This is a genomic window from Bradyrhizobium sp. 186, assembly GCF_023101685.1.
In the GTDB taxonomy this organism is placed as follows: Bacteria; Pseudomonadota; Alphaproteobacteria; order Rhizobiales; family Xanthobacteraceae; genus Bradyrhizobium.
The window spans coordinates 1,140,294-1,166,589 of sequence record NZ_CP082164.1; the positions used below are offsets into that span (position 1 = coordinate 1,140,294).

General features: G+C 63.7%; 26 protein-coding genes and 1 tRNA gene. 16 read left to right on the forward strand and 11 right to left on the reverse strand.

The genetic code is table 11. The features are described from left to right. Nucleotides 1-50 precede the first annotated feature (50 nt). From IVB18_RS05175 to IVB18_RS05190, 4 genes are all read left to right on the forward strand, one after another. Nucleotides 51-1,496 carry a hypothetical protein gene (locus IVB18_RS05175; protein ID WP_247988189.1) on the forward strand — a complete coding sequence of 482 codons (1,446 nt, stop codon included), beginning with the start codon at nt 51-53 and terminating at the stop codon, nt 1,494-1,496. 2 nt (nt 1,497-1,498) lie between these two features. Beyond that, nucleotides 1,499-2,035 carry a hypothetical protein gene (locus tag IVB18_RS05180; protein ID WP_247988190.1) on the forward strand — a complete coding sequence of 179 codons (537 nt, stop codon included), beginning with the start codon at nt 1,499-1,501 and terminating at the stop codon, nt 2,033-2,035. 228 nt (nt 2,036-2,263) lie between these two features. Next, nucleotides 2,264-2,884 carry a LysE family translocator gene (locus IVB18_RS05185; protein ID WP_247988191.1) on the forward strand — a complete coding sequence of 207 codons (621 nt, stop codon included), beginning with the start codon at nt 2,264-2,266 and terminating at the stop codon, nt 2,882-2,884. An 84-nt stretch (nt 2,885-2,968) separates the two neighbouring features. After that, on the forward strand, nt 2,969-3,952 hold the full coding sequence (locus tag IVB18_RS05190; protein ID WP_247988192.1) for a DUF3592 domain-containing protein: 984 nt from the start codon (nt 2,969-2,971) through the stop codon (nt 3,950-3,952). Here IVB18_RS05190 and IVB18_RS05195 read toward each other — a convergent pair. Further along, nucleotides 3,949-4,755, reverse strand: coding sequence for an N-formylglutamate amidohydrolase (locus IVB18_RS05195; protein ID WP_247988193.1), 807 nt, complete (start codon nt 4,753-4,755; stop codon nt 3,949-3,951). The two genes, IVB18_RS05190 and IVB18_RS05195, sit on opposite strands and share 4 nt — an antisense overlap. A 93-nt stretch (nt 4,756-4,848) precedes the next feature. On the opposite strand from IVB18_RS05195, the gene IVB18_RS05200 reads away from it, so the two are divergent. After that, on the forward strand, nt 4,849-5,760 hold the full coding sequence (locus tag IVB18_RS05200) for a transglutaminase family protein (protein ID WP_247988194.1): 912 nt from the start codon (nt 4,849-4,851) through the stop codon (nt 5,758-5,760). 127 nt (nt 5,761-5,887) lie between these two features. Then, nucleotides 5,888-6,286 (forward strand): gamma-glutamylcyclotransferase family protein, encoded by a 399-nt coding sequence (locus IVB18_RS05205; protein ID WP_247988195.1) that lies wholly within the window; start codon nt 5,888-5,890, stop codon nt 6,284-6,286. Here the strand turns inward: IVB18_RS05205 and IVB18_RS05210 are convergent. From IVB18_RS05210 to IVB18_RS05220, 3 genes are all read right to left on the reverse strand, one after another. After that, complete coding sequence (locus IVB18_RS05210) at nt 6,283-6,846, reverse strand: chlorite dismutase family protein (protein ID WP_247988196.1); 564 nt, start codon at nt 6,844-6,846, stop codon at nt 6,283-6,285. The genes IVB18_RS05205 and IVB18_RS05210 overlap by 4 nt on opposite strands. Nucleotides 6,847-6,918: 72 nt before the next feature. Next, complete coding sequence (locus tag IVB18_RS05215) at nt 6,919-7,158, reverse strand: BrnA antitoxin family protein (protein WP_247988197.1); 240 nt, start codon at nt 7,156-7,158, stop codon at nt 6,919-6,921. A 19-nt stretch (nt 7,159-7,177) separates the two neighbouring features. Then, nucleotides 7,178-7,495 (reverse strand): BrnT family toxin, encoded by a 318-nt coding sequence (locus IVB18_RS05220; protein ID WP_247988198.1) that lies wholly within the window; start codon nt 7,493-7,495, stop codon nt 7,178-7,180. A 159-nt stretch (nt 7,496-7,654) separates the two neighbouring features. Here IVB18_RS05220 and dnaG point away from each other — a divergent pair, with 159 nt between their 5' ends. Further along, on the forward strand, nt 7,655-9,655 hold the full coding sequence (dnaG, locus tag IVB18_RS05225; protein ID WP_247988199.1) for a DNA primase: 2,001 nt from the start codon (nt 7,655-7,657) through the stop codon (nt 9,653-9,655). A 378-nt stretch (nt 9,656-10,033) separates the two neighbouring features. Then, nucleotides 10,034-12,190, forward strand: coding sequence for an RNA polymerase sigma factor RpoD (gene rpoD, locus IVB18_RS05230; RefSeq protein WP_247988200.1), 2,157 nt, complete (start codon nt 10,034-10,036; stop codon nt 12,188-12,190). Between the two features lie 110 nt (nt 12,191-12,300). Here rpoD and IVB18_RS05235 read toward each other — a convergent pair whose 3' ends face one another. Next, nucleotides 12,301-12,537 carry a hypothetical protein gene (locus tag IVB18_RS05235; RefSeq protein ID WP_247988201.1) on the reverse strand — a complete coding sequence of 79 codons (237 nt, stop codon included), beginning with the start codon at nt 12,535-12,537 and terminating at the stop codon, nt 12,301-12,303. A gap of 512 nt (nt 12,538-13,049) precedes the next feature. Beyond that, nucleotides 13,050-13,301, reverse strand: a complete 252-nt coding sequence (locus IVB18_RS05240) for a hypothetical protein (protein WP_247991975.1) — start codon at nt 13,299-13,301, stop codon at nt 13,050-13,052. A 158-nt stretch (nt 13,302-13,459) separates the two neighbouring features. Between IVB18_RS05240 and IVB18_RS05245 the strand changes: the two genes are divergently transcribed. The 5 genes from IVB18_RS05245 to IVB18_RS05265 all read left to right on the forward strand — a co-directional run bounded on the left by IVB18_RS05245 (nt 13,460) and on the right by IVB18_RS05265 (nt 18,151). Beyond that, on the forward strand, nt 13,460-14,266 hold the full coding sequence (locus tag IVB18_RS05245; protein WP_247988202.1) for a lytic murein transglycosylase: 807 nt from the start codon (nt 13,460-13,462) through the stop codon (nt 14,264-14,266). A 279-nt stretch (nt 14,267-14,545) separates the two neighbouring features. Then, nucleotides 14,546-14,920 carry a response regulator gene (locus tag IVB18_RS05250; protein ID WP_247988203.1) on the forward strand — a complete coding sequence of 125 codons (375 nt, stop codon included), beginning with the start codon at nt 14,546-14,548 and terminating at the stop codon, nt 14,918-14,920. Nucleotides 14,921-14,976: 56 nt separating this feature from the next. Next, nucleotides 14,977-15,588, forward strand: a complete 612-nt coding sequence (locus tag IVB18_RS05255; RefSeq protein ID WP_247988204.1) for a LysE family translocator — start codon at nt 14,977-14,979, stop codon at nt 15,586-15,588. Nucleotides 15,589-16,171: 583 nt separating this feature from the next. After that, nucleotides 16,172-17,374 (forward strand): GGDEF domain-containing protein, encoded by a 1,203-nt coding sequence (locus IVB18_RS05260; RefSeq protein WP_247988205.1) that lies wholly within the window; start codon nt 16,172-16,174, stop codon nt 17,372-17,374. Between the two features lie 150 nt (nt 17,375-17,524). Then, entirely contained in the window at nt 17,525-18,151 is a 627-nt protein-coding gene (locus tag IVB18_RS05265; RefSeq protein WP_247988206.1) for an N-acetylmuramoyl-L-alanine amidase, read from the forward strand. Between the two features lie 8 nt (nt 18,152-18,159). Here the strand turns inward: IVB18_RS05265 and IVB18_RS05270 are convergent, their stop codons facing one another. The 3 genes from IVB18_RS05270 to IVB18_RS05280 all read right to left on the reverse strand — a co-directional run bounded on the left by IVB18_RS05270 (nt 18,160) and on the right by IVB18_RS05280 (nt 20,922). Beyond that, a complete protein-coding gene (locus IVB18_RS05270) occupies nt 18,160-18,501 on the reverse strand; it encodes a hypothetical protein (protein WP_247988207.1) in 342 nt (113 codons plus the stop codon). Nucleotides 18,502-18,795: 294 nt separating this feature from the next. Further along, a complete protein-coding gene (gene rpoH / locus IVB18_RS05275) occupies nt 18,796-19,695 on the reverse strand; it encodes an RNA polymerase sigma factor RpoH (protein ID WP_247988208.1) in 900 nt (299 codons plus the stop codon). A 219-nt stretch (nt 19,696-19,914) separates the two neighbouring features. After that, complete coding sequence (locus tag IVB18_RS05280) at nt 19,915-20,922, reverse strand: RluA family pseudouridine synthase (RefSeq protein ID WP_247988209.1); 1,008 nt, start codon at nt 20,920-20,922, stop codon at nt 19,915-19,917. Between IVB18_RS05280 and IVB18_RS05285 the strand changes: the two genes are divergently transcribed. The 3 genes from IVB18_RS05285 (at nt 20,921) to IVB18_RS05295 (ending at nt 22,201) form a co-directional block, all read left to right on the forward strand. Further along, the gene (locus tag IVB18_RS05285; RefSeq protein ID WP_247988210.1) at nt 20,921-21,265 is read left to right on the forward strand and encodes a hypothetical protein; all 345 of its coding nucleotides are present in this window, start codon (nt 20,921-20,923) and stop codon (nt 21,263-21,265) included. The two genes, IVB18_RS05280 and IVB18_RS05285, sit on opposite strands and share 2 nt — an antisense overlap. A gap of 407 nt (nt 21,266-21,672) precedes the next feature. Next, nucleotides 21,673-21,978: a hypothetical protein gene (locus tag IVB18_RS05290; protein ID WP_247988211.1), complete on the forward strand. Its 306-nt coding sequence runs from the start codon at nt 21,673-21,675 to the stop codon at nt 21,976-21,978. A 148-nt stretch (nt 21,979-22,126) separates the two neighbouring features. After that, a tRNA-Glu gene (locus IVB18_RS05295) sits at nt 22,127-22,201 on the forward strand. Between the two features lie 211 nt (nt 22,202-22,412). Here the strand turns inward: IVB18_RS05295 and IVB18_RS05300 are convergent. Both IVB18_RS05300 and IVB18_RS05305 read right to left on the reverse strand, forming a co-directional pair. Continuing rightward, nucleotides 22,413-23,435 (reverse strand): hypothetical protein, encoded by a 1,023-nt coding sequence (locus tag IVB18_RS05300; RefSeq protein WP_247988212.1) that lies wholly within the window; start codon nt 23,433-23,435, stop codon nt 22,413-22,415. Next, complete coding sequence (locus tag IVB18_RS05305) at nt 23,432-26,296, reverse strand: transglycosylase domain-containing protein (protein ID WP_247988213.1); 2,865 nt, start codon at nt 26,294-26,296, stop codon at nt 23,432-23,434. The genes IVB18_RS05300 and IVB18_RS05305 overlap by 4 nt, the downstream gene beginning before the upstream one ends.

A 26,296-nucleotide genomic window follows, 5' to 3' on the forward strand; every position in this document is an offset into this window, starting at 1 on the left:
TGTGCTAGCCTTGAAGCTCAGCCAACGCAGATTGGTTCCGGGAGGACTTCATGCTCCGTTGCGTCCCACTTGCTGCCTGCCTCGTCCTTTTTGCCGGCAGCACCACGGCCCACGCGCAGAAGCAGACGATCGGCGCGCCGCCGGAAGCTTCCAACATGAAGCTCGTCGGCGCCAACGACCTCCAGGCGCGCAGCGCCTATCAGCCGACCATTCATCATCAGGGTGACCGCTGGATCGCCTATATCGGCCATCACGGCGGCACCGACGACGTGGCCGCCCCCGTCAATCCGATGACGGGGCAGGCCGAGCCGAACGGAACCTCGGTCGTCGACGTCACCGATCCCGCGCATCCAAAATATCTGCGGCATCTGCCGGGGCAGGAGGGCAAGTATGAATCCGGCGGCGCCCAGATGGTGCGGGTCTGTGACGGCAAGTCCTTGCCGAAGGGAGATCCCAGTGCGGTCTATATGCTGCGCACGTTCGGCAGCGAGGCGCATGAGATCTGGAACGTCGCCGATCCCGCCAATCCCGTGCTTATCACCCGCATCGGTGGATTGAAGGACACGCACAAGAGCTGGTGGGAGTGCGACACCGGCATCGCCTACCTCGTCTCGGGCGCGCCGGACTGGCGCACGCGCCGCATGACGCAAATCTATGATCTCAGTGATCCCGCGCATCCCCAAAAAATCCGAGACTTCGGCCTGCCTGGCCAGGAGCCCGGGTCGACCGGCGCGGTGCCGACCGAGCTACACGGGCCGATTTCGACCGGCCCCGCCGGCAATCGCGTCTATTTCGGCTACGGCACCAACAAGGGCGGCATCTTGCAGATCGTCGATCGCGACAAGCTGTTGAACGGCGGCAAGGAGCCGACGCCGGACAATCTGCGCTATCCCGAGATTTCGCGCATGCCGATGTCGGCCTTCAACGGCGCGCACACCACGTTCCCGATGCTCGACATGCCTGTCGCCGAGTTCGCCGAGGACAAGGACGGCAAGACCCGCGACATCGTCATGATCGTGGACGAGGCGATCCTGAACGAATGCGGCGAGGCGCGGCAGATGGTGTGGTTCGCCGACGTCACCACCGAAGCGCGACCGATGATGATCTCAAGCTACACCGTGCCGGAAGCAACCGGGCAGTTCTGCCAGCGCGGTGGCCGTTTCGGCTCGCATTCGTCGAACGAGAGCATGGCGCCGGTCTACTACAAGAAGATCGCTTTCATCGCCTTCTTCAATGCCGGCGTGCGTGCGCTCGACATCCGCGATCCCTACCAGCCCAAGGAGGTCGGCTATTTCATCCCGGCGATCACGCAGGCCACCGACAAGCGCTGCATTCCGATCGAAGGCGGGACGCGGTGCAAGGTCGCGATCCAGACCAACAATGTAGAGACCGACGACCGTGGCTACATCTATATCGTCGACCGCGCCAATACCGGCCTGCACATTTTGGAGTTGACCGGACCGGCGCGCGCCGCCGCCGGCCTGCCGCGGAACTAGCCATGCGGCGCGTGGTGACGATCGCACTGGTCGTGGCCGCACTCGGCGCGTCCGGCGTCGGGGCGTATCAACTCGCGCCGGCTGAGAAATCCGTGCATTGGCGCGAGATCGCCTGGCCGTTCCCGCGCGATGGCTGGCCCGCTGGCCGCGCGTTCCGCTGCGATGGCACCTGTGCCGGCGCCGAACTCTATGTTCGCGCAAAACTCGGTTTCTGCAATTGCGACCGTGGCGTCGCGGATGACGACGAGGTCGATCGTGTTGCCGATCTCGATCTGATCAGTCCGCGATTCGCCGCGACGGCATCGGGAAAGGAAGTGTACATCGGCGATCTGCGTGGTCGTGCCAGGCATTATGATCTCGACATGCCCGACGGCGTCCGTCACGCCGCGATCGGCATCGCCGTCTCGCGGCGATGCGATCTGCTGGTCGCGGTGACGCAGGGTAGAGGTGAGACGATGGCGGTGCAGCACGCTACGCTGGCGTTCCTGGGAACACAGGAGATGAAGAGATGGATGGTCGCTGTGCTGGATGGGCGGTGAGGAAGGCACGATCGAGCCGCCTCCTCCGCCGTCATCACCCGCGGAGGCGGGTGATCCAATATTCCAGAGACGGTCGTGGGATACGGATAAGCCGCGGCGTAATGGATACCCCGCTTTCGCGGGGTATGACGGCGGTGTTTGAGGCCCGCGCGTTCCACATAGTCATAGCTTCCGTTCCCGTCTCCGCCATGCATTAATAACCCGCAACGCCCTCAGCGAGTCTCCGCCATGATGTCCATGCAAGCCTATCTCGCCTTCGTCGCCGCCTGCATAGCGCTCGCGCTGCTGCCGGGCCCGATCGTAACCCTCGTCATCGCCAATGGCCTGCGCCACGGCACGCGCTCGGCCTTGATCAACGTCGCGGGGGCGCAAGCGGGCCTCGCCATCGTCATCGGCATCGTCGCGGTCGGCCTGACCTCGCTGATGGCGACCATGGGCTACTGGTTCGACTGGGTGCGCTTTGCCGGTGCTGCCTATCTGATCTGGCTCGGCATCAAGCTGATCTGGGCGCCGGTCGAAGGCCTCAACGTGGACGAGCCGCCGGCGCCGCCGCGCGGCGGGTTCTTCCTGCAAGGTTTTCTGGTGCTGCTGTCGAATCCGAAGGTGCTGATTTTCTTCGGCGCCTTCATTCCGCAGTTCATGGACATGAACCGCGACCACTTCCCGCAGGTCGCGCTGCTCGGGGCCACCTTCATGGTCACTGCGGCGATGACGGATGCGCTCTATGCCATCGCGGCAGGGCGCGCTCGGAAATTCTTTTCGGCCCGCCGCACACGCATGATGTCGCGCGTCTCCGGCGGCTTCATGATCGGCGGCGGCATCTGGCTGGCGCTGACACGGGCGAAGTAGCCCGCTTTCGAGCCTCTGCGGGTTGAACCTTTGTCGGCGGCGATGCGTCCAATCGGGCATTGCCGCCGACAAAGGAATTTGGCCGTGCCCGATTTGCCCTGGTTCGTCTATGCGATGCTGCTCGCACCGCTCGGGCTGCTTCTGGTCGCCGCCGTTGTGAAGACCTGGCAAGCGCGTGAAGCGCGGAGCTGGCCGCAAGTACCCGGCAAGGTCGTCACCTCGGTCGCGGAGATGCGCGAGGTCAGGGTTTCCGACGACGATCGCGAGGAGGGCTATCGCCTCGAGAGCCGCAATTTCGCGAACGTGACTTACGAATATTCGGCCGGGGGCCGCAAGCTGCGCAACAACCGCATCTCCATCGGCGAAGATCTCGGCAATTTCCAGGTGGCCGAGAAGCTCGCAAAATATCCCGCCGGCAGCACCGTCACCGTCTACTACAACCCGCGCCATCCCGATCAGGCTGTGCTGGAGCGCGATCTGCCCAAGGGCCTGTGGGGCTGTCTCGGCATCGGCACGGCCATCGTGCTTGCCATCATTTTCGGCTCGGCGTTCGGTCTCAACCAGAGCTACGAATTCCTCGCGCATCACATCGGGCGGCCCGATCTCGCAGGGCTGGTCGTCGGCTTCGGAGCGTTCGGCCTCGTCATCGCGCTGATGGGGCTGGCCGTGCGACGGCAGGCTTCGATGGCGTCGCGATGGCCGGTGGTGCCGGGCACGATCAAATTGTCGGAGATGGAGGAATATCACGAAGCCCGCGAACCCGGTGAAAGTCGCGGTGTCGAGATGTTCGGCAAGCGCGTATCTTACACCTACCGCTATCAGAACGTCAGCTACACCAATGAATGCGCGCGTGTTGCTGCGGGATCGCCCCCGGCCTCCGACAAGATGCTGCAACGCCTGCTGTCGCGCTATCAGGACGGTGCGACCGTCGAGGTCCGCGTCAATCCCGACAACCCGGCGGAAGCAACGCTCGATGCACGAGGCGGCGGCCGCATTGCCTTTGTGCTGTGGGGCATCGCCGCCATCTTCGCCGCGCTTGCCCTGTTCGTCGCAACGCGCGGCGGCTAGCCGACCAGCTTCTCCGCCCGCAACTCCACCTCGATCTCGCCAAAGATCCGCGCCAGCCGCTCGGCCCATTGTTGCTGGCCGGACTGGTCCGCGATCAAATCCTGGCGGATCTCGATGCCGGTGTTGACGAGACCGCGGGCCTCGCCGTGCACGGGGATGGTGTAATCGGTGAGGTCGCTCACCGCATAGGGCTCGTTGTCGCCAACGACGAGATCACTTTCCGCACGCAAGTGCTTCAGCAGGAGGTGCGGCAGCACCGTATCGCGGTTGTAGAGCGTGCCGATGTGCCAGGGCCGCGCGACGCCGGCGTAAGCCGGCGTGAAACTGTGCAGCGACACCAGCACCGTCGGCCGCCTGTCGTGCACGCGGCGGTCGATCGCGGCGTTGATGCGGTCGTGATAGGGATCGAAAATCTCGCGCCGCCGCGCGTCGCGCTCCCGCTCGGAAATCCGCTCGTTGCGTGGGATCGCCGTGGCCTCGGAAGTCACCGGAATCGAGCTGACTGCGGCGGGCGGGCGGTTGCAGTCGATCACGAGCCGCGAATAGCGCTGGGCAATCAGGTGCGCGTCGAGCATTTTGGCCAGCCGGTCGGCGACGCCGGCGACGCCGATGTCCCAGGCGATGTGCCGCGTCAGCTCGCTCTCGGCGACGCCGAGATCGCCGAGCGAACGCGGCAGCAGCCGGCCGTCATGATCCGAAGTGAGCAGGAAGGGGGACGTCCCCGCTGCATTCGTCTCATGCACTGGGGGTATGTCACCCTCGCCGAGGAGTTGATACGCCACGTCTGCCGTGTCTAAAGCCATCTCGATTACCTATGGAAAAAGCACGCCGCCCCTCAAAATTGGGCAGCGAACGCTATAGAATAGCTGGTCCAAATTCGCCATGATTGACTGACGATGCCGCTGCTCACGATTCATCACAAGACCGAATATCGCTACGACCGCCCCGTGGCGTTCGGCGAACACAGGATCATGCTGCGTCCGCGCGACGGGCATGACCTGCGCGTGCTCGACTCAAGGCTCGAAATCTCGCCCGTGCCGATGTCGCTGCACTGGATTCACGACGTGTTCGGCAATTCGGTCGCGATCGCCAATTTCGACGAGCGCGCGGACAGGCTGATCTTCGACTGGCATGTCACCGTCGAGCACAATCCGGTGGAGGAGTTCGCGCTGACGCCGGACGATCCCGCCTATTTCTATCCGTTCGTCTACGACGACGAGGAATTTCCCGATCTTGTTCAGTACGTCAGGCCGCAATATTCCGATCCCGACGGTGAGATTGCGGAGTGGGCGCGCGGCTTCCTCGACGATGATGCACCGTCACCGACCTTCAAGATCCTGAGCGGCATCACGCACGGCGTCCGCGAGCAGTTCAGATATCGCAAGCGTCATGAACCCGGCACGCAGCACCCACTCGACACCTTGCAGTCGGGCACGGGAACTTGTCGGGACTATGCGCTGTTCATGATCGAGGCGCTGCGCCACCTCGGCATCGCCGCGCGATTCGTCTCCGGCTACATCTTCGTGCCTGAGGACATCGAGCAGCGACACGTCGGCGGCGGCTCGACCCATGCCTGGGTACAGGTCTATCTGCCGAGTGCGGGCTGGATCGAGTTCGATCCGACCAACGGCATCGTCGGCACCCGCGACCTCATCCGTGTCGCGGTCGCCCGCGACCCGCGCCAGGCGATCCCGCTGCATGGCGTCTATATCGGGCCCGCAGGGGCCTTCGACGGGATGGAAGTGAACATCAAGGTGGTCTCGGACGACCAAGACAACGACCAGGAGATGGAGGCAGAGGTTTCGTAGAGGTGGCCAACAGCTCCTCGCAATGACGGCGGTTGAAAGCGCGCACGATGCCTCCCCAATGTCGTCCCGGCGAAGGCGAGAGGTGTAGCGCTGTCGTTCCGTACAATTGCGAGCTATAGACACCTTCATGACCTCCGATCGTCTCTTCGTCTACGGCACCTTGATGCGCGGCTTCGACCATCCGATGGCGCGGCTGCTCGCAGGCCATGCGGATTTCCTTGGGGACGCGACCTGCCGCGGCCGGCTCGTGCTGGTGAAGCACTATCCGGGATTGCTGCTGTCGGACGCGCCGTCCGATCTCGTCCACGGCGAGCTGTTCCAGCTGCGCGCGGGCGACGAGCTCCTGGACGAGCTCGACATGTACGAAGCCTGTGGCGAAGGCTTTCCGGAGCCGACGGAGTATTTGCGCAAGCTGATCGACGTGACGCGTGCGGACGGCCTAGTGGAGAAGGCCTGGACCTACATCTACAACTGGCCCGTGACCGATCTGCCGCGCATCGAGTCGGGCCGGTTCATCGAGCATTAAGCCGAGAGCACTTCCTTCACCACGCGGACGTCGACCTCGCGCTCGACGTAGCTCCACTCCTCGGTCTGCCGCAGCATCGCGACCAGCTCCTCGAACAGCGAGGCATGCGGGGGTGCGAATTCGAACCAGGTCAGGAAATCAAAGGGTTCGCCAAGATCGCGGCAGTGATAGAGCTGCCGCGCGATCGCGGGGAGGAAGCGCAGGCTGCTTGCGATGTGGTGCGACTTGTCCTCGAAGATCCTGCGCCGCTCTTCCTGCGTCAGCTCCCACCAGGCTTGCGACTTGCGGATCGGGATCAACGCCGCGCAGGTTGCCTCGAGCCGGCCGAGCCCGGCCTGCACGGCGGCGAGCTGCTGCTTCTCGGCGCGCTCGGTGTAGCGCAGCGAACTCGGGACGCCGACCAGCCGCCACGCATGGCGCGAAGGCACCAGCGGCAACGAAGCGGCATCGCTGTCGGTGACCGACAGCGCCGGCATGAAGGGCAGGGGCTCGCCCGTCACGGGCAAAATCGAGGTCACGCGCCAGCCCCCGCTTTGGCCGCCTCGAAACGTCCTGAACATCGAGACATGGAAGCGTGGAACCGGGCGGGGTGCAAGGCCCTCGATATGAGCTTCCGGACGCGTTTGCCCGGATCAAGCCCGCTTCTTCGGCTTCGCCCTCTGCTGCATGTAGGAGCGCAGCACCGCATTCATGCGCCGCTGATAACCCTCGCCCTCGCGCTTGAAGAAGTCGAGCACGTCCTCGTCGACGCGGATGGAGATGGCTTTCTTCTTGGGCGGCACAACCAGCACGGCGTCCGACCAGTCGATGTCCTTGAACTCCGCCCAGTCGGGATCATTTGCGATCGAGGCTTCCAGTTCCTCGTCCGTCATCGCATCGACACGAGCCCAGTCAGTGTTTCCCTTGCGGCGATCGCCCCATCGACGCCTCACGATATGCTCTTTTTTCATTTGGCCTCGGACGCCGGGCTGAAATAATGCGGATCGACTCATTTCGGCGTGCAAAAATCACCGTCAGAATTCGATCGTTGAATTCTCCGATCGCGATCCACCGCTCCTCGCCGTTGCGATTCGATCTCTTGAGGACGACGGGTCCGTAGAAAATCTGACTGGCATCGTCAAAACTGATGCTGTGCTTGATCAGATTGGCTCGACTTTTCCCTTCGTCCCATTCGAACCCGGCCGGTGCGAAAAGGTTGAAATCGGACATTCGCTTATCTGTATATACGATTGTATCGTGAGAGTATCAAGCCTGTGGATATGGACGGAACATATCACGAACATTAAATAAGCGATTGAAGGAAGGCAAGGGTTCGCCTTTCTGAGGTGGGCGCTACGTGCGGCCAAGCTGACAGAGTTTTATTGCGCCATGCGCTTCACGCCCCAATTCCTCGACGAGCTGCGTGCCCGGCTTTCGGTCTCCGAAGTCGTGGGCAAGCGCGTCAAACTGAAGAAGGCAGGGCGCGAGTGGAAGGGGCTGTCGCCGTTCCAGCAGGAGAAGACGCCGTCCTTCTACGTCAACGATCAGAAGGGTTTTTACCACGACTTCTCCTCGGGCAAGCACGGCGACATCATCACCTTCGTGATGGAGACCGACGGTCTGCCGTTTGCGGAAGCGGTGGAGCGGCTCGCGAACATGGCGGGCCTGCCGCTGCCGGCGGTGACGCCCGATGCGGCGCGGCACGAGCAGCGGCGCAAGTCGCTGCATGACGTCATGGATCTCGCCGCGAAGTTTTTCGCGGAGACTTTGGCTTCGCGGCTCGGCGCCAAGGCACGCGGCTATCTCGCCGACCGCGCGATCTCGCCGGCGACGCAATTGCATTTCCGCATCGGCTATGCGCCGCCCGATCGCTTTGCGCTGAAGGAGCATCTCGGCAAGCTCGGCGTCTCCGTCGACGACATGGTCGAGACCGGCATGCTCGCTGCCGGCGACGGCATTCCCGTGCCCTACGACCGCTTCCGCGATCGCGTGATGTTTCCGATCACGGACCTGCGCGGCCGCGTCATCGCCTTCGGCGGGCGCGCGCTGGAGAAGGACGTTGCGGCGAAATATCTGAACTCGCCGGAGACGCCGCTCTTCCACAAGGGCGACAATCTCTACAATCACCAGACCGCGCGGGCGGCTTCCCACAACGGCGCGGCGCTGGTCGTGGTCGAAGGCTATGTCGACGTCATCGCCATGGTCACATCAGGCTTTGCCGGCGCGGTCGCGCCGCTCGGGACTGCGCTGACCGAAAACCAGCTCGCGCTGCTCTGGAAGATGGCGGACGAGCCGATCCTCTGCTTCGACGGCGACAAGGCCGGTCAGAAGGCCGCCTATCGTGCCGCCGACCTCGCGCTGCCGTTCCTTAGCCCCGGCAAGAGCCTGCGCTTCGCGCTGCTGCCGGAAGGGCAGGACCCTGACGATCTCGTGCGCTCCGGCGGCCGCGGCGCGATCGAGGAAGTCGTCGCGGCGGCACGACCGCTCGCCGACATGATCTGGTCGCGCGAGCTCGAAGGCGGCAACTTCGCAACCCCCGAGCGCCGCGCGGCGCTGGAGGCGCGCATCAAGGAGCTTTCCAACGGCATCCGCGACGAGGTGGTGCGGCGCTATTATCGCCAGGATCTCGCCGAGCGGCTCCAGCGCACCTTTGCGCCCGAGAGCGGACGCAGCAGCTTTGCCGGCCGGGGCAATTTCCGCTCTGGCCCCGCCGGCCGCCCGTTTCAGCCCCGTGGCGGAGGACAGGCGAATCGATTCGGCGGCCAGGGCCGCCGCGGCGCGCCGGGGCCGATCCAGCTCCCCGCCGGTCCCTACCAGGCGGCGAGCGCGCAACTGGCCGCGAGCCCGATCATGAAGGGCCAGCGCAGCGCGATTTCCCGGCGCGAGGCCCTGATCCTGCAAATCCTGATCAACCACCCCTGGCTGCTGCACGACCATCTGGAGGAAGTGGCCGCCCTGGAGCTGGCCCACCCCGAGGCCCACAAGCTGCGGGCCGGCATCATCGCGGCTTTCGCCAACGACCATCACCACAGCCCCGATCCGTCCGAGCAAGCCGAGAAGATGCGGTCCGACATCGAGAAAGGCGGATTTTCACAGCTTCTTCAAAGGGTTGAGAATGGCATCACGACCCAGGCGGTGTGGGGCGCGCGCGAGGGCGCGGCACGGGACGACGTTCTTGCCACCTGGCATCAGCTCGTCTCCTTGCATCGGCAGTGGCATTCACTACTTAGAGAGCTGAAGGACGCCGAGCTGGCCTTGGGCGAGGATCCCAGCGAGGCCAATATGGCGTGGCTGCGTGACGTCAAGGCTCGGATAGGCGAAGTCGATGGCACCGAGGCCCTGATCGAGGGTTTTGGGGAGCTGTCGGGCCGGTTCCAGAAGAGCGTGTGATGAAAGAATCATGCGGACGGCCGGGGCCGGAACCGCTAAAAGACTCGCCAAATCCAAGGTTTGGCGGCAAAAACAGGGTTAATCGAGGCTTAACTGTCTTGTAGCACTTTGGCCCACAGGCGGCCGCAGGCAGAACAGACGCGTCAGGAATGAATCCGCGCAATCTCTGTTGGCACTTCACCTGCATCCGCCGCGACAAAGGCGCTCACGAAGCGTTAGGCAAATCCGGCGAGAGAAAGTTGGGGGTGGCGAGAGACACGTGCGCCGCCCTTTCCGTGTCGAGAGCTGCCGAAGCGAGAGCGTCGAGCAACAGGTTCAAGTGAATTCACGCGGGCGGGCCGTCGGGCCTTCTGCATGAAGCGCGTTTAGGAGCAATGGATGGCCACCAAGGCAAAGACGCTGCAGGCGAAGGACAAGGAAAAAGACGACAAGGCAGCGGACGCGCCGGAGAAGGACTCCCAGGACGCGCCCTCGCCGTTGCTCGATCTCTCCGACGCGGCAGTGAAGAAGATGATCAAGCAGGCCAAGAAGCGCGGCTTCGTGACCTTCGATCAGCTCAACGAAGTCTTGCCGTCCGACCAGACCTCGCCCGAACAGATCGAGGACATCATGTCGATGCTCTCGGACATGGGCATCAACGTCACCGAAGCTGACGATAGCGACGGCGAGGAAGACAAGGACGAGGGCGGCGAGGACGAGACCGACAACGAGCTCGTCGAGGTCACCCAGAAGGCCGTCACCGAGGTCAAGAAGAGCGAGCCGGGCGAGCGCACCGACGATCCCGTGCGCATGTATCTGCGCGAGATGGGCACGGTCGAGCTCTTGTCCCGCGAAGGCGAAATCGCGATCGCCAAGCGCATCGAGGCCGGCCGCGAGGCGATGATCGCGGGCCTCTGCGAAAGTCCGCTGACCTTCCAGGCCATCATCATCTGGCGCGACGAGCTCAATGAAGGCAAGATCTTCCTTCGCGACATCATCGATCTCGAAGCGACCTATGCCGGCCCCGAAGCCAAGGCCGGCATGAACACCGCGATGATCGGCGGCCCCGCCGGTGAGAATGGCGAGGCGCCCGTCGAAGGCGGCCAGGCCGCTCCCATTGCCGGTGCGCCGGCGCATGTCGCGCCGCCAGCCGCGCCGCCGTCGCCGACCCCGTTCCGTGCCGCGCCTGCCGCCGGCAATGGCGGCGAAGCCCAGAAGGACCCTGCTGAATCCGCCGCCGAAGCCGATATGGACGAGGACGACGAGTTCGAGAACCAGATGTCGCTCGCGGCGATCGAGGCCGAGCTCAAGCCGAAGGTCGTCGAGATCTTCGACAAGATCGCCGAGAGCTACAAGAAGCTGCGCAAGCTTCAGGAGCAGGACATCCAGAACCAGCTCGAGAGCACCTCGCACGGGCCGTCGCTCTCGCCACATCAGGAGCGCAAGTACAGGAAGCTGAAGGACGAGATCATCGTCGAGGTGAAGTCGCTGCGCCTGAACCAGGCCCGCATCGACTCGCTGGTCGAGCAGCTCTACGACATCAACAAGCGCCTCGTCTCGCATGAGGGCCGCCTGATGCGCCTTGCCGATAGCCATGGCGTCGGACGCGAAGACTTCCTGCGCAACTATACCGGCTCCGAGCTCGATCCGCGCTGGCTCAATCGGGTGTCGAAGCTTTCGGCCAAGGGCTGGAAGAATTTCGTCCACCACGAGAAGGATCGCATCAAGGACCTTCGCCACGAAGTGCATCAGCTCGCGGCGCTGACCGGTCTCGAGATCGTCGAGTTCCGCAAGATCGTGCACTCCGTGCAGAAGGGCGAGCGCGAAGCCCGCCAGGCCAAGAAGGAGATGGTGGAAGCCAACCTCCGTCTCGTGATCTCGATCGCCAAGAAGTACACCAATCGTGGCCTTCAGTTCCTCGACCTGATCCAGGAAGGCAACATCGGCCTGATGAAGGCGGTCGACAAGTTCGAGTACCGCCGCGGCTACAAGTTCTCGACCTATGCCACGTGGTGGATCCGGCAGGCGATCACCCGCTCGATCGCCGACCAGGCACGCACCATCCGCATCCCCGTGCACATGATCGAGACCATCAACAAGATCGTGCGCACCTCGCGCCAGATGCTCAACGAGATCGGCCGCGAGCCGACCCCGGAAGAGCTCGCCGAGAAGCTCGGCATGCCGCTGGAAAAGGTGCGCAAGGTCCTCAAGATCGCCAAGGAGCCCTTGTCGCTCGAGACGCCAGTCGGTGACGAAGAGGATTCACACCTCGGCGATTTCATCGAGGACAAGAACGCGATCCTGCCGATCGACGCCGCGATCCAGTCGAACCTGCGCGAGACCACCACGCGCGTGCTCGCCTCGCTCACCCCGCGCGAAGAGCGCGTGCTGCGCATGCGCTTCGGCATCGGCATGAACACCGATCACACGCTGGAAGAAGTCGGCCAGCAGTTCTCGGTCACCCGCGAACGCATCCGCCAGATCGAAGCCAAGGCGCTGCGGAAGTTGAAGCATCCGTCGCGGTCGCGGAAGCTGCGGAGCTTCCTGGATAACTGATTCAAACGTCATGCCCGGACCCGATCCGGGCATCCATCCAAACGAAAACGGCGGGCAAATGCCCGCCGTTTTTGTTTGCGCTGACGCTTCGCGTGTCGTGGCGGCGGAGTCTATTTCTTCTTCGCGCCGACCCGCTCGATACTTTTGATGTCCAGCGGGGTGTTGCCGGATTTTTCGGCGATTTCGCGGTCCTGCTCCATGATGTGGCGGCGTGCGGGTTCGTCACCGTCAAGCCCGCCCAGCAGATCGGCAGGCACGCGCCGGTTGGAGCGTTGGGAGCCGTCTTCATAGACGACGTTGAAAAAGGCAAATTCGCCTTTGGGATTGGTTCCAGGTTTTTTGGCCATGGCAGCTTGTCGTCGATAAGGGCGCCACAGTCAAATGGCTTTGCCTGTTGCCGGCGGCGCCGAGCCTGAGGCGGCGGAGTACCCTGTGATCGACGAAATCTGTTTGTCGGGAGGCGTTGAGCGCCTCGTATGGTCCGGTGCGACCCGGGCCTCAATAAACGACGGGCCGAGAAAGCCCGCCGTTTATCTTTGGTCTCACTATTGCCCGGGGCTGGCAGGGAAACAACCTATAATAGAAGACTATAGCTCGCGCTCTGCGGTGGCAAGGCAAATCGTTGCGGCATCGATGTCGCAGCGGGCGCATCAGACATGCGTTATCCAGCGCATACAGATCAGTTCCATCCTTGCGATGCACACATCACGTCGCGCGCGTGCGCGTGTCAGCTCCGCCGTCATTCGGGGCGCGCGTCAGCGCGAAGCCGGAATCCATTGTGCCACCAACGACGCGGCTAAATGGATTCCGGGTTCGGCCCTCCAGGCCGCCCCGGAATGACGAGTGGGGCAGTTTACTCTCACGGTGCCACCAGCTCCACGCGCCGGTTGAGCGCGCAGCCGGCGTCCGTCGCGTTGGAGCCGACCGGCGCCAGCAGGCCGATGCCTGCGGTACGCAGCCTCGTCGGCGCGATGACGCCGCCAGCGAACCGACTGATCCCGGAATAGTCGCGCCCGCCGGCCGCGTCGCGCGTTTGCGCGGAGGCGGGGGCGACGGAGTGAAGCGAGAGCAGGGCGGCGAGGACAGCGAGCATCCGGTGCGGAATGGGCATGGTCATCTCGAAGGGTTTGGGGACGGGCTGAGCGCTGCTCCTTAGTCGCGGGCGCAGGGCGATCGGCTCTGGCGAGGTCTTGCCGCTTTGACGTGAATCCTGTTCCCGGGCATGATCGCGCGCCGCTTTCCGCGCAAAATTCCTGAGGATTTCCCCGCATGTTGAGATTCGCCCTGGCCACCGCGTTCGTCGTTTGTCTGACCGGCGGCTCGGCCGAGGCCGCACGCTGCGGCGGCGACTTCAACAGCTTCGTCGCCAGCATGACTTCGGAGGCGCAGGCTGCGGGGGTCTCGGCAAGCGTGACCAGTGCAGCGTTCAGCGGCGTGGCCCAGGATGGCGCCGTGCTCGCCTTCGACCGGCGCCAGCGCTACACCTTCAACAAGAGCTTTGAGCAGTACGTCTCGACCCGCGTCGGCCCCGGCCGCATCAATGGCGGCCGCGCGCTGTTGCAGCGTCACGCCGCGCTGCTCTCGCGCATCGAGCAGCAGTTCGGCGTGCCCCGGCAGATACTAGTCGCGATCTGGGGACTGGAGAGCGATTTCGGCAAGGGCGACATCGGCAAGCTGCCCGTGATCCGCACGCTCGCGACGCTCGCGCATGACTGCCGCCGCACCGAGCTGTTCCAGGGCGAGCTGCTGGCCGCACTCAAGATCGTCCAGCGCGGCGACCTGCCGCTGCGCGACCTCATCGGCGCCTATGCCGGCGAGATCGGCCAGACCCAGTTCCTGCCGTCGTCCTACATCAAATACGGCGTCGATTTCGACGGCGACGGCCGCGTCGACCTGCGCCACAGCGTCCCCGACGTGCTGGCCTCGACCGCGAACCTGCTGCACACCAGCGGCTTCAAGATGGGCCAGGCCTACGGCGAAGGCACCGCGAATTTCGAGGCGATGCGCGAATGGAACAGGGCGCTGATTTACCGGAAGACGATCGGGTATTTTGCGGATCGATTGATGGGTCAGTGAAAGTCGCGCGCAGCTAACCACAATCGTCATTGCGAGTGCAGCCAAGCCATCCGGAATCCCCCCGCGGAGAAGATGCTTCGTCGCAAGTGCTCCCCGCAATGACGGACGCCGCGATGCAGCGACGATCTCGCGGCGAGCGTCTTCAGCCCGGACTTGTTGCGATCGGAATCCGGAAACGGAACTTCCATGTACATTTTTTCAGTTTGGAACCGAACCATATCGCGGCTCGCGCCCTTAACATACGTTAACTGGGGCCAAGAAATAATTTGGGAGTGGCCAATGGGACAAGCACAGCCATATCAGGCGACCGCGTTGATTGTCGAAGACGATATCATGCAGCGTGAGATGTTGTGTCTTCTGCTCGAAGAGAGCGGCTACCAGGTTATCCAGTGCGAGAGCGCCGAGGCGGCCGAGCGCGTGCTGGAGGAGAGTGCGGGGACACTCTGCCTGATGCTGACCGACGTGCAGCTCGCCGGCCGGATGAACGGGGTCGAGCTCGCGTATGTCGCCAAGGACCGCAATCCGAAGCTCGACGTCGTCGTCACCTCCGGCCGCCCGCTGATGCAGCCTTTGCCGAACGGCGCGAAATTCTGGGCCAAACCATGGGCTCCGCTCGATGTGCTGCGCGAGGCCGAGCTCGCGCAACTGGCGTGACCGTCTCTCCCGGGAGGTCGCTTTCGTGCAGCGAGGCGCGGTGATAGGGTCTCCTCATGTCCTTATCGTTCCTGCTCACCTCGCTCATCGTGGTCGCGTCCCCCGGGACCGGCGTGCTTTACACGCTGGCCGCGGCGCTGACGCGCGGCTCGCGCGCCAGCATCGCGGCGGCCTTCGGCTGCACGCTCGGGATCGTGCCGCACATGACGGCGGCAATGCTCGGCCTTGCCGCCGTGCTCCATACCAGTGCGCTCGCCTTTGCCGCGCTGAAATGGTGCGGCGTGGCCTACCTGCTCTACATGTCCTGGCAGGCGCTGCGCGAGACCGGCGCGCTCGCGGTCGAGGGTGAGATCAAGGAGCGGTCGAGCGGCCGCGTCATTGCGACCGGCTTTTTGATCAACATCCTCAATCCAAAGCTGTCGATCTTCTTCCTCGCCTTCCTGCCGCAGTTCATCGCGGTGGACGAGGCGCATGCGCTGGCGCGGATGCTGGAATTGAGCGGCGCCTTCATGGCGATGACGTTTGCGGTGTTCGTCGTCTACGGCCTCTGCGCGGCGTCCGTACGAGAGCGCGTCATCTCGCGACCCCCTGTGATGGCTTGGCTGCGCCGGAGCTTTGCTGCCGGTTTTGCGCTGCTTGGGGCGAAGCTCGCGTTCGCGGAGCGGTAGGCAATAAAAAAGCGGGCCTCGTGCCCGCCGCCTTCAGTCTCTCGACTTTACCCGACGCCCGGGCGGAGCGAGGCTCCACCCGGGCAAAGAAAAATAGCTGCGTTACTTCTTCTTCGCCTTCTTGGCCTTTTTCGCCTTCGCCTTCTTCGCCTTCTTCGCTTTCTTAGCCATAGTATCCTCTCAAGGGTTAATGGTGGAACGCGACACGAGGGATGCTCGGCGGAGGGCCAGCCTCGCAACATCCTCGACAGCAAACTCAGCAGATTCGCGGGCGCCTGCCCCGCGCTGTCACATCTGTGTCATTACGTTATCCACAGCTCAGATGCATTTTCGGGTGATTTCTGTCCGCGAATCCGCAACGGCGCGCCGCGACGCGGCTGCGCCCCGATGCCGACATGCCTAACGATCCGACAATCCGCGCGCGCCGTTCATGAATCCAAAACCAAAGGCGAGCTTTCGAGCATCGCAGTGAGAGTCCGTTAAGCGCGACCCGCGCATTATTCCCCGCAAGAAAACGGGGACGGGTCATGGACGAACGGCGGCCAGAGACGGGGGGCGGGACGCTGCGCGTGCTGTGGTCGCGATGCTGAACGTCTCGACACTCTGGACGGTTTTCGTCGTCAACTTCCTGGCGCTCGGCCTGATCTGGGCCTACGTGACCCGCTCCTATCCGAAATTCGCAGCTGCACGGTTCTGGATGGCATCGGCGTTCGTCGGCGCGACGGGCGCGATGGCGGCGCTGGTCCGCCTGTTCGTCGCCTCTCCCGTGCCGCTTCTGCTCGGAGCCGCCGGCGTCATCGCGGCGAGCTGCCTGGCCGCCATGGGTATTCAGCGCTTCTACGACCGGCCGGTGTCCTGGCGAGTCATGGCCGCAACGGGCGCGTTGAGCCTCGGCGGCGTCGTGTTCTTCATGGTCGTCGTCGAGCACATGCAGCTGCGCATGCTCAGCTACACGCTCGGCCAGGGTCTGCCGCTGGCGCTGTCGCTGCGCCTCCTGCTCTCGCCGCCGGAAGGCCGCGTCAGTCCGGGCGCCCGGCTGTCCGGCATTGTGATCATGACCATCATCGCGATCCTTGCGGCTCGTACTGCGGGCAATCTGCTCGGCGGTGATTTCTCCTCAGTCGCCGGCAGCCAGTCCCACGCCGTCATGGTGCTGGGGCTCCTGTTCCTGTCGATGACGCTCAATTTCGGCTTCCTGCTGATGGCGATGGACCGGCTGCGCAACGAGGTCGCCGACCTCGCGCTGCTCGACGACCTCACCGGCGTCGCCAACCGGCGCCATCTGTTGCAGCGCCTCGCCGAGGAATGCGCCCGCTCGGAGCGCAGCGGCGAGCCGTTCTCGCTGCTGGTGATCGATCTCGACGGCTTCAAGACCATCAACGACACCCATGGACACGCCGCGGGCGACGCCTGCCTCCGGCATTTCACCCTGATGGCGCAGACGCGGCTCCGGCCGGGCGACATGCTCGCCCGCACCGGCGGCGACGAGTTCTGCGTGGTGCTGCCGTCCTCTGGTCTGCGCGAGGCGGCCTCGATTGCCCGCCGTGTGCTGGAGGTCTGCCGCCAGGATGCCGCCGGCTGCACCAGCAACGACATCCCGATCGCGATCTCGATCGGCGTGGCCGAATGGGACCGCAGCATCGGCCAATTCCCCGACCGCCTGATCGCTCATGCCGATCACGCGCTCTATGCCGCCAAGAAGAACGGCAAGAACGATTTTGCCGTCTATGATCCGGCACCGCCGCTCTCGCCCGAGCCCACCGAGGTCGCGCGCAAATTCGCATAAGGCCTGCTAAAGCGCGATGAGATAAGGATGAATCATCATCGCGCTTTAGGTTGTTGTTTGAGCATGATCTCCGCGCAAACGCGTTTCGCGTTTGTCGCGAGGGAAAACCGCTTCGCACTTTTCCGGATCATGCTCTAGGCTTGGATCCACATGATGATGTTTCGCCTGTTCGCGGCCATTGTTGCCGCCCTCGCTCTGATCGCTCCCGCCGCCGCAACAGACGCCGAACTTGTGAAGATCGCGCGCGGCTCCGGCACGCCCGACATTCCCGGCCTGAAAACGGTCTGGCTCGCGCCGTGGGGCGACGTCCGCAACGCCCATCCCTGGCGCAATATCATCGTGCACCAGACCGAGGGGCCGGCGGGCTCGGCGCGCGGCGGCGCGCAGGAGCAGGCGAAGAATCCGACCCGCCGCGGCGTCACGGTGTGGGTCGAGACCGACGGCACGGTCTATTGGGCAGTCGCGGAAAACCTGGTGCCGACCCATGGCGACGGCGCCAACCGCAACGACAACAAGTACATCGACAACAAGGCGACCTATCGCCAGGTGGTGCGCGACAATTCGATCGGCGTCGAGTTCGCCGGCAACTATCCGGATGTCACGGCCGGTCCGACCGCGGCGCAGGTTGCGGCGTGGCGCATCCTCGTCCAGGTCCTGCGCGCGCGCTACGACATCCCGCTCGACCACGTCTATGCGCACAACTGGATCGACTACAAGGACGCGCGCTACTGCGAAGGCTGCTGGCTCGCGACGCTGGCAAGGACGTGGGGGGAGTGACGGCAGCGTCAAACCGGCTGCGCCATCCAGCCGAACAGGCGCCGGATCAATCCCGGCCGCCTCGGTAATTCCGGCGGCGCGTCGGCAGCCAGCACGCGTTTGAAGAAGTAATCCAGAAACACCATGTCGTTCGGTTCGGTGACCGTGAACTGATCGTCGCCGAAGAACACGCTGTAATCGTAGAAGAACGGCCCGACGAACGGCACAGTCGCGGTAGAGGCGTTGTCCTTGGAGATCACGAACTCGGCGGGATCGAGCCCGTGGTCGCGCATGGCCTGCTCGACCAGCGGCAGCTTGCGCATGAACTGGGCGGAGAAGCCGCTGACGGTGGATTGCAGGATGATCGACACGGCGTGCGTCCGTCCGCTTTCATGCTGTCGGTCCGATGTTTTTTGGTCGGTTGACCGGCAGGGATGGTTCAATACCGCTGTCATCGCCCGGTTTGACCGGGCGATCCAGTATCCCAGAGGCCTGCGTCGGAGACCTCGCTCTCAACGAGCGCCGCGGCATAGTGGATGCCCCGCTTTCGCGGGGCATGAAAGCGAAGAGTGGTGCTGCGCTTCTCCACCCAACAAAAAAGCCGGCGTTGCCGCCGGCTTTCTGTCTCTTCGATCCGCCAATCTCTGGCGCTTCCGAAACCGCGCTTAGTGCGCGGCTTCCAGCGCGGCCTGTTCCGCCCTTGCGATCGTGCCCTTGACCGCGGACTGCACCTTCTCGAAGGCGCGGACCTCGATCTGGCGGACGCGCTCGCGCGACACGCCGAACTCGGCGGCAAGGTCTTCCAGCGTCATCGGCTCATCGGCGAGGCGACGGGCCTCGAAGATGCGGCGTTCGCGCGGATTGAGCACGCCCATGGCGCCGTTCAGCGCGTCACGGCGGTGATCATACTCCTCGTGCTCGGCTAGGATGGCTTCCTGGTTGGGCGAATTGTCGACCAGCCAGTCCTGCCATTCGCCGGCTTCGCCGTCGTCGCGGATCGGCGCGTTGAGCGACGCATCACCGCCGAGGCGGCGGTTCATGTCGATCACGTCCTGAGCGGTGACGCCGAGGCGCTTGGCAATGATCTTCACCTGGTCGGGGCGGAGATCGCCTTCGTCCAGCGCGCTGATCTTGCTCTTCGCCTTACGCAGGTTGAAGAACAGCTTCTTCTGGTTCGCGGTGGTGCCCATCTTCACGAGCGACCACGAACGCAGGATGTACTCTTGAATCGACGCCTTGATCCACCACATGGCGTAGGTGGCGAGGCGGAACCCCTTCTCGGGTTCGAAACGCTTCACCGCCTGCATCAGGCCGACGTTGCCTTCCGAGACGACCTCGGAGATCGGCAAGCCGTAGCCGCGATAGCCCATGGCGATCTTGGCCACGAGCCGGAGATGGCTGGTGACGAGTTGGTGCGCGGCGTCGCGATCGTCATGCTCGCGCCAACGCTTGGCGAGCATGTATTCCTGCTGGGGTTCCAGCATCGGAAATTTGCGGATTTCGCCGAGGTAACGAGAAAGGCCGGATTCTCCATTAAGGACCGGCAGAGTAGCGGTACGGGCCATAGTGCGCCCTCCAAACAGGTTCAGGCCCCCGATAGCGGCGGGCCAGGCAGACGACCGCTTGGTTAAAGCCAGTCGTAGCTGCGATGTTCCGCGTTGGTCATTTCAACGCAGCCGCAATATACCCCATGAGGGGTCATTTAGGGAAGGATTGCTGACGTCACGTCCCCGTGTGGCAGCTATAACTTTTTGTAAGGTAAGGGTTTTCTGAAACTGCCTGCGTCATAGCGCCGCTTTCAGGGTGTCTTGGAGGAGAAGCAAATCCTCCGGCAAAGGCGCCTCCCAATGCAAAAGTTCTCCGGTCCTCGGGTGCTCCAATACCAGCAGATAAGCATGCAAGGCCTGCCGTCCAAGCGCGGTCAGGGCCGCCTGCGACTCGAGCCCGAGCTGGTTCGCCTTGGTCTTGAAATGCGGGCCATAGACGGCATCGCCCATCAGGGGATGGCCGATATGGGCGAGGTGGACGCGGATCTGGTGGGTGCGCCCGGTTTCGAGCTCGCAGGCGAGCAGCGCCGCGATCGGCTTGCCGTCACGCCCGGCAAAGCTCTCGAGGATTTCCCAATGCGTCACCGCCTCGCGGCCGCCCTGGCGCACCGCCATCTTGTCCCGCGCATACGGGTGGCGGTCGATCGGCGCATCCACCGAGCCGCGATGGCGGCCCGGCAGACCCCAGGCAAAAGCCATATAGCCGCGCCGCATTGCCCCGGTGCGGCCGTGATCGGCGAATTGCGCGGATAGCGACTGGTGGGCGAGGTCGTTCTTGGCGACCACCATCAGCCCGGTGGTGTCCTTGTCGAGCCGGTGCACGATGCCGGGCCGGCGCACCCCGCCGATGCCGGACAGCGAAGCGCCGCAATGGGCGATCAGCGCGTTCACCAGCGTGCCGGTCTCGTGGCCGGCGGCCGGATGCACCACCAGGCCCTTCGGCTTGTTGAGAACGATGATGTCGTCGTCCTCGAACACGATATCGAGCGCGATATCCTCGCCCTCGGGCTCCGGCGGGGCCGCCTCCGGCACGTCGATTATGATCGTATCGCCCGATCTGACATGATAAGCGGGGTCGCGGACCGCGGCGGCCTTCAGGCTCACCGCGCCCGCCAGAATCAGGGCTTTCAGCCTTGATCGCGACAGGTCCGGCACGCGCGCCGCCAGCACGCGGTCGAGCCGGGCCGAGCCCTCGTCGCCGCCGACCACGACCTCCAACCTTTGCGCTGAACCTGAGCTTTCCATGACGACGACCGAAACCGCTGTTCCCGAACCGAGCCCCGAGCAGGCCGCGCTGTTTGCGCGGGTGCGACGGATGATGCTGATCGCGGGGTTGACCACGGCGCTGGCAATCTGCGCCGTCCTGATCGCGGTGGGCTACCGCCTTTTCAAGTCGGAGGGAAGGGCGGTCGATGTGGCCGGCGACGTCACCGCCACCCTGCCGAAGGGCGCCAGAATCGTCTCGACCGGGGTCGCCGGCGACCGGCTCGTGATCACGCTCGACGTCGCCGGGGTCACCGAGATCCGCACCTTCGACGCCCATACATTGAAACCCGCCGGAAAGCTGAAATTTGCCAATGAGCCGTAGTGCCGCTCAAGCGCGTCGGCGCTGAATTGTTGATGGTTCCTTGATCTGTGTTGTCCTGTTCCGCAACTTCTGATTTAGCTTCCGATCGGGAAATGCGGGCTGGGACTGGGAATGGGGCGTATCAAGTCACTCGTCGTTGCAATTGCTCTCGTCGTTGGATTGATCGCATGCGGAGGGCCTGCAGCGCTTGCAGCGCAGCCGAACCAAACCGGGGCTGGAGCGCAGACCAAACAAGCCGGACCTGCAGCGCCGGCTAAACAGCCTGCAGCCCAGGCCAAACCAAACCAGAGGACGCTCGGCACGCGCGGCTCTACTTCCTCCGGGAGAAGGGTATTTTCGGTGCGATGGGTAGAATGGCCGCCTAGTCGGAGATCCTGATCGACGGCAAGCCTGTCGGAAAGGTCGAGATGGGGTCGTTTTTCGCCGTCGATCGGCCGCCAAGCGTCTACAAGATCGCCTCCCACATCAAGATGTCCCTGACGGACTATGAGGTCGAAGTCCCGATCGAGGCCGGCAAGACCTACTACTTCGGGGTCGGGACGCAGCGTGGGGGCGTTCCTGTTCAGGACCTGCTCAATCAGGCGGTCTCAGGCAGTAGCGGCCAGCAGATCCGGTCGTCATCGCCCTTCAAGTCCGCCTTTGCGGGCGCGGGGCTGTTTCGCTTGGAGCCGGCCGCCGGCGCCGCCGCGATCGAGAAGCTGAAGACGCCCTGAATGTTCCCGGCGGTTTTGCTGGTAAGCATCGCTCCGGCCGGCCATCGCGCGGTTAAGCTTGAGCCGCACTCACCGTGCATAGCCGGGATTTTCGCCCCCGATCGAGGCTTGCCGCCGGCGGAATTCGCGGCTATGTCGTGTCCCTCACGCTCCCTTCGTCTAGCGGTTAGGACGCGGCCCTCTCAAGGCTGAAACAGGGGTTCGATTCCCCTAGGGAGCGCCAAAATGCACGATATTCCGCGATATTTTGCGATGGGAGTCCCGATCGGGAGTGCCAGCCCCTCGATCGACTGATCTTGCAAGCGATGTGGGCAGGAGTCTTGCCCCTGGCTCGGTGACTGTTTGCCGGTTCTTCGGGGTCTCTTGGACGCCTGTCGACTGCAAACGCGATTTGTCCATCTACCGGCGTCCATTCGTCGCCGCACACGATCTGCTCATTCCCGCTCCATCATGTCGGCGATCGCCTTGATGCGGCTTCTGGCGTATTTCGGCAGGCCGGCGCTCAGCGAATCGCCGCTGTTGAAGGAGCTGTTGCCCATGAGCAGTTGCGCGGGCACGAGGTTTCGCAGAATGGGTGTTTTGCTGTATTCCCTTTGCTTGTTCAGCACGTCGTTCCTGACCACAATCAGGATGTAGACCGTCGCGATGGCGACTTCCCGCTCGGTCGGATGTTGTTGCAGAATCGCAAGCAGCTTGCCGAACTGGATGACCTGGTTGACCCAAAAGATGTTCTGCTCGAGCCCGCCGGTGACTGTGGAGTCGAGCCCTGTTAAGCTCGGCAGCTCGGCAAGGTGCGGCTGCGTGACCAACACGATCTCACTCTGGAACTCGATGAAATCCGGAATGGGCTTTTTGCTCTCCTCGCGCAGCTTGTTGGCAAGCTGAATGCCCGCCGGAATTTTCCCTTCAAACATGTAGCGGGACTGCACGCAGATCGCCTTCGCGTCCTCGCACCAGCGGCGATTCGGCGGACGGTTGTGCGCGGCGCCCGTGTCGTTGTTGGGAACAGCATCGCCCGCCGTGATCGGCCGGTGCTTGACTGCCGGATCGATCTGCTCGAGGAACGCGACATTCGCATACCGCGACAGATCCAATGCCGCTGCCGGTCTTGGAAGTCGAAACCGCGCCTCCGCCTGGTAGACCGAGAGCTTCAGCTTCGTTTGTTGGTTGAGCGTGGGCTCAACGAAGCTCGGGAAGAGCGAGAGGAAGCGTCGCTGAACCGGACGTGAGCGGGCCCAATCGTCGAAAGGAATGAGTCCCGTCGAGGAATCGGCGAGCTTGTCGTTGCGTTGGTCGGCGAAGATGACCGTGCGCGGTTTGATCTGTGCGATCGGAACGCTGGCGGCTGCGGGCACGTCCTCCAGCTGGAATTCCTGCGCGGCCGCGCCCGTGCAAGTGGCCACGCAGGCGGCGATGAGGACAGCGGCACGGTGGAGTCTCATGGCGTCAATGCTCAATTCAGCCGCCGCCAGAAATAATCGGGATCGACTCGGAGCGGCGGTCGCGGGAGGCGGTCCTCGTCATCGGGATATCCGCGCCAGGAGGGATATTCGCGCGGACCAAGACGCCAGTTCGGGAATGGAAAGGGCGGCCGGTTATCGCCGTAAAGGCGGTTATCGTAGGACCACGGCTGGAATGGCCCGTCGTCTCCGTCATAACCGCCACGATAGGCGTTGCTTTCTGCACGCGAGACGATCCGAAATTGCGTATCATCGATTCTGCCCGATGGATCCCTCTTGAGGTACTCGGTGAAAGCGCGCCCGGAGCCGGCCGGTGCAGGATCGCCGGTATAAGGATCGATCGACAGAGTAACGAGCTGACGCATGGCTTCGCGCGAAGGGCCGTTCAACGCCGTCTTGGGAGCGTGCAGTTCCCACGCTGCCTGCACGATCGGCTCGAACATCGGCAGCGCCACTTTCCCTCCGGTCTGGCCGCGCCCAAGGGAGCGACGTCCGCCGTCGCCGTTGTCGTAGCCGACCCAGATGGCGATGGTGACGTCATTTGTGAAACCGACGAACCAGGCATCGGCCGAATTATCGGTGGTACCAGTCTTGCCGCCGACATAGGGCGAAAGATGCTTCACCACGCGCGCGGTTCCGCGCGCGAGCACGCCCTGCAGCATTGATTTCAACTGGTAAAACGATGCGCGGTCGGCCAAGCCGATCCAGGACACCGCATGCGGATCGTGCTGGTAGATTGGGCGGCCGTCCTGTTCGATCGTTTCGATCGCATGGGGCTGGGGTCGTGCTCCTTCGTTGGCGATCGCTGCATAGAACGCCGCAAGGTCGATGAGCCGCACAGATTGGGCACCGAGCACGAACGGGTAGTAGCGCGTGCATTCTTTGTAGAGCTGCGCTTCCATCGCGAGCTCGCAGACTCGGTCGAGGCCTCGCTCGGCGCTGGCGTCGAGACCGGTCGCGAGCAGTTGCGCGGTGGCGAGATTCCGGGAGTTTTCCAGCGCGCGCCGCAGTGTAATGGCGCCCGAAGCGCTGCCGTCGTAGTTCTTCGGCGACCAGAAATCGCGGTGGCGCGCGTAGACCGTCGCCCCGATCGGTGCCAGCGTTATGGGTTCGTCCATCACCAGCGTGTTGGGCTGCAATCCCTTCCGAAGGGCGGCGAGGTAGGTCAGCGGCTTCAAGGTGGAGCCGGGTTGCCGCAGGCTCTGGACGACGCGGTTGAGCTGGCTTGCCGGATACGAAAAACCGCCCGCCATCGCGAGAATGCGGCCGGTTTCGTTCCCGAGTACGAGCGCCGCTCCCTGCACGGTCGGTCGAATGCGCAGATCGGCACGCGCCGCTTGCTTACCCTTGGCTTCGCGCACCTGCACGTAGACCACGTCGTACGGCTTGAGACCGCGCTGGATCGCGGCGCTCCAGGTGCTCAGCGGCAGGATGCTTCCGTCGGTCAGACCGACGTTGATCGCATGGCCGCGCTTGCCACGCGTATTCTCCAGGACGACCGCCGATTCCCAGTGAACGTCATAGAGAGGTAGCCGCGTCGTCTTCAACGCAACGAGCCAAGCCGGTTCCGTGGCCCTCGGGTCTGCCGCAATCAGACGGACAGCATTGGAAATGTTCGCCTCGGGTCCCTCAAATTTGTAACGGCTGGTGTTCAGCTCGTACCGCGCGAGGCCCTCCTGCAATGTTGCTTCGACTATGCGCTGCAAGGCCGAGTTGACGGTCGAGTGCACCGTGTAGGAGGATTCGGTGAGAGTATCGAGGCCCGCGACCACCTTTGCCTCGCGGGCGATGTGATCGACGAAGTGAAAGCCGAAGTCTCGTCGCGTCGGCCGGTATTCGACAAGCTGCGGCAATACTGCTTGCGCCGCGGCGGCGTCGATCATGGCGTCGTCCTGCATGCGGCCCAGCACGTAGGCAAGGCGCTCGCGCGCGCGCTCAGGGTGGTGGTCGGGATTGAAGTAGTTCGGTCCCTTGGCGAGCCCGGCGAGTAGCGCGCCCTCGACTGCGGAGAGCGCCTTGGCTGGTTTACCGAAATAGCTGCGCGCCGCCATCTCGATGCCCCAGGCCCCGCGACCGAGATAAATCGAGTTGAGATAGAGCTCGAGGATTTCCGCCTTGGTCAGGGCGCGCTCCATCCGCGAGGCAACGATCATTTCGCGCAGTTTTCTTTCGTAAGTGATGTCGTTGCCCACCAGCAGGTTTTTGGCGACCTGCTGCGTAATGGTCGAGCCGCCCTGCGGCCGGCCCGGCTGCGTGAAGTTGCCGATGAAGGCGCGGACCAGTCCGCGCTCGTCAATGCCTGTGTGTTGGAAGAAACGCTTGTCCTCGGCGGCGATGAATGCGTTGCGCACCGCTTCTGGGATATCCGCAAGCTTGACCCAGACGCGCCGATTGTTCGGCGCGTAAATCTCGGCAAGGCGCTCGCGCTTGTTGTCGAGGACTACGCTGGTGCCAGGAAGCCTGAGGTGCTTAAGCTGCGCGGCGTCGGGCAGATCCTTCACCGCGCTGTTGTAGAATGCGGTGACCTGACCAAGATCGAACGGCGATCCTTCCACTTTTTCGACTTTGCAGAACTGCCTGTAGGCCACGTGGAGGTCGGCCAGATTCAGTCCTTTGAGCGCCTTGATCTCGCTGCTCAGCGCCTCCTTATCATCCATGGCAGTGGCAATCAGATCGTCCAGGTTGATGTCCTCGATGTCGAAAGCCTTGCGCATGTGGGCGCAGCCGGCACTCAAAAGCTGCGCCACCTCGAAGCGGTCGCGCACCGCATCGAACTCCGTCTTGACCTCATCCGGCCGGGTAGTGACCTGGCTGAAGGCAAGCGCCGTGGCGAAGATCTTGATGAGAATCGAGTCCAT

Coding starts and splice junctions, on each gene's coding strand:
- IVB18_RS05210 (WP_247988196.1), bottom strand. CDS start 6,846: ATGTTCAGGACGTTTCGAGGCGGCCAAAGCGGGGGCTGGCGCGTGACC.
- IVB18_RS05250 (WP_247988203.1), top strand. CDS start 14,546: ATGGGACAAGCACAGCCATATCAGGCGACCGCGTTGATTGTCGAAGAC.
- IVB18_RS05290 (WP_247988211.1), top strand. CDS start 21,673: ATGGGGTCGTTTTTCGCCGTCGATCGGCCGCCAAGCGTCTACAAGATC.
- IVB18_RS05185 (WP_247988191.1), top strand. CDS start 2,264: ATGATGTCCATGCAAGCCTATCTCGCCTTCGTCGCCGCCTGCATAGCG.
- IVB18_RS05215 (WP_247988197.1), bottom strand. CDS start 7,158: ATGACGGACGAGGAACTGGAAGCCTCGATCGCAAATGATCCCGACTGG.
- IVB18_RS05235 (WP_247988201.1), bottom strand. CDS start 12,537: ATGGCCAAAAAACCTGGAACCAATCCCAAAGGCGAATTTGCCTTTTTC.
- IVB18_RS05280 (WP_247988209.1), bottom strand. CDS start 20,922: ATGGAAAGCTCAGGTTCAGCGCAAAGGTTGGAGGTCGTGGTCGGCGGC.
- IVB18_RS05175 (WP_247988189.1), top strand. CDS start 51: ATGCTCCGTTGCGTCCCACTTGCTGCCTGCCTCGTCCTTTTTGCCGGC.
- IVB18_RS05220 (WP_247988198.1), bottom strand. CDS start 7,495: ATGTCCGATTTCAACCTTTTCGCACCGGCCGGGTTCGAATGGGACGAA.
- IVB18_RS05285 (WP_247988210.1), top strand. CDS start 20,921: ATGACGACGACCGAAACCGCTGTTCCCGAACCGAGCCCCGAGCAGGCC.
- IVB18_RS05245 (WP_247988202.1), top strand. CDS start 13,460: ATGTTGAGATTCGCCCTGGCCACCGCGTTCGTCGTTTGTCTGACCGGC.
- IVB18_RS05180 (WP_247988190.1), top strand. CDS start 1,499: ATGCGGCGCGTGGTGACGATCGCACTGGTCGTGGCCGCACTCGGCGCG.
- IVB18_RS05255 (WP_247988204.1), top strand. CDS start 14,977: ATGTCCTTATCGTTCCTGCTCACCTCGCTCATCGTGGTCGCGTCCCCC.
- IVB18_RS05260 (WP_247988205.1), top strand. CDS start 16,172: ATGCTGAACGTCTCGACACTCTGGACGGTTTTCGTCGTCAACTTCCTG.
- rpoH (WP_247988208.1), bottom strand. CDS start 19,695: ATGGCCCGTACCGCTACTCTGCCGGTCCTTAATGGAGAATCCGGCCTT.
- rpoD (WP_247988200.1), top strand. CDS start 10,034: ATGGCCACCAAGGCAAAGACGCTGCAGGCGAAGGACAAGGAAAAAGAC.
- IVB18_RS05305 (WP_247988213.1), bottom strand. CDS start 26,296: ATGGACTCGATTCTCATCAAGATCTTCGCCACGGCGCTTGCCTTCAGC.
- IVB18_RS05195 (WP_247988193.1), bottom strand. CDS start 4,755: ATGGCTTTAGACACGGCAGACGTGGCGTATCAACTCCTCGGCGAGGGT.
- IVB18_RS05265 (WP_247988206.1), top strand. CDS start 17,525: ATGATGATGTTTCGCCTGTTCGCGGCCATTGTTGCCGCCCTCGCTCTG.
- dnaG (WP_247988199.1), top strand. CDS start 7,655: ATGCGCTTCACGCCCCAATTCCTCGACGAGCTGCGTGCCCGGCTTTCG.
- IVB18_RS05200 (WP_247988194.1), top strand. CDS start 4,849: ATGCCGCTGCTCACGATTCATCACAAGACCGAATATCGCTACGACCGC.
- IVB18_RS05240 (WP_247991975.1), bottom strand. CDS start 13,301: ATGCCCATTCCGCACCGGATGCTCGCTGTCCTCGCCGCCCTGCTCTCG.
- IVB18_RS05205 (WP_247988195.1), top strand. CDS start 5,888: ATGACCTCCGATCGTCTCTTCGTCTACGGCACCTTGATGCGCGGCTTC.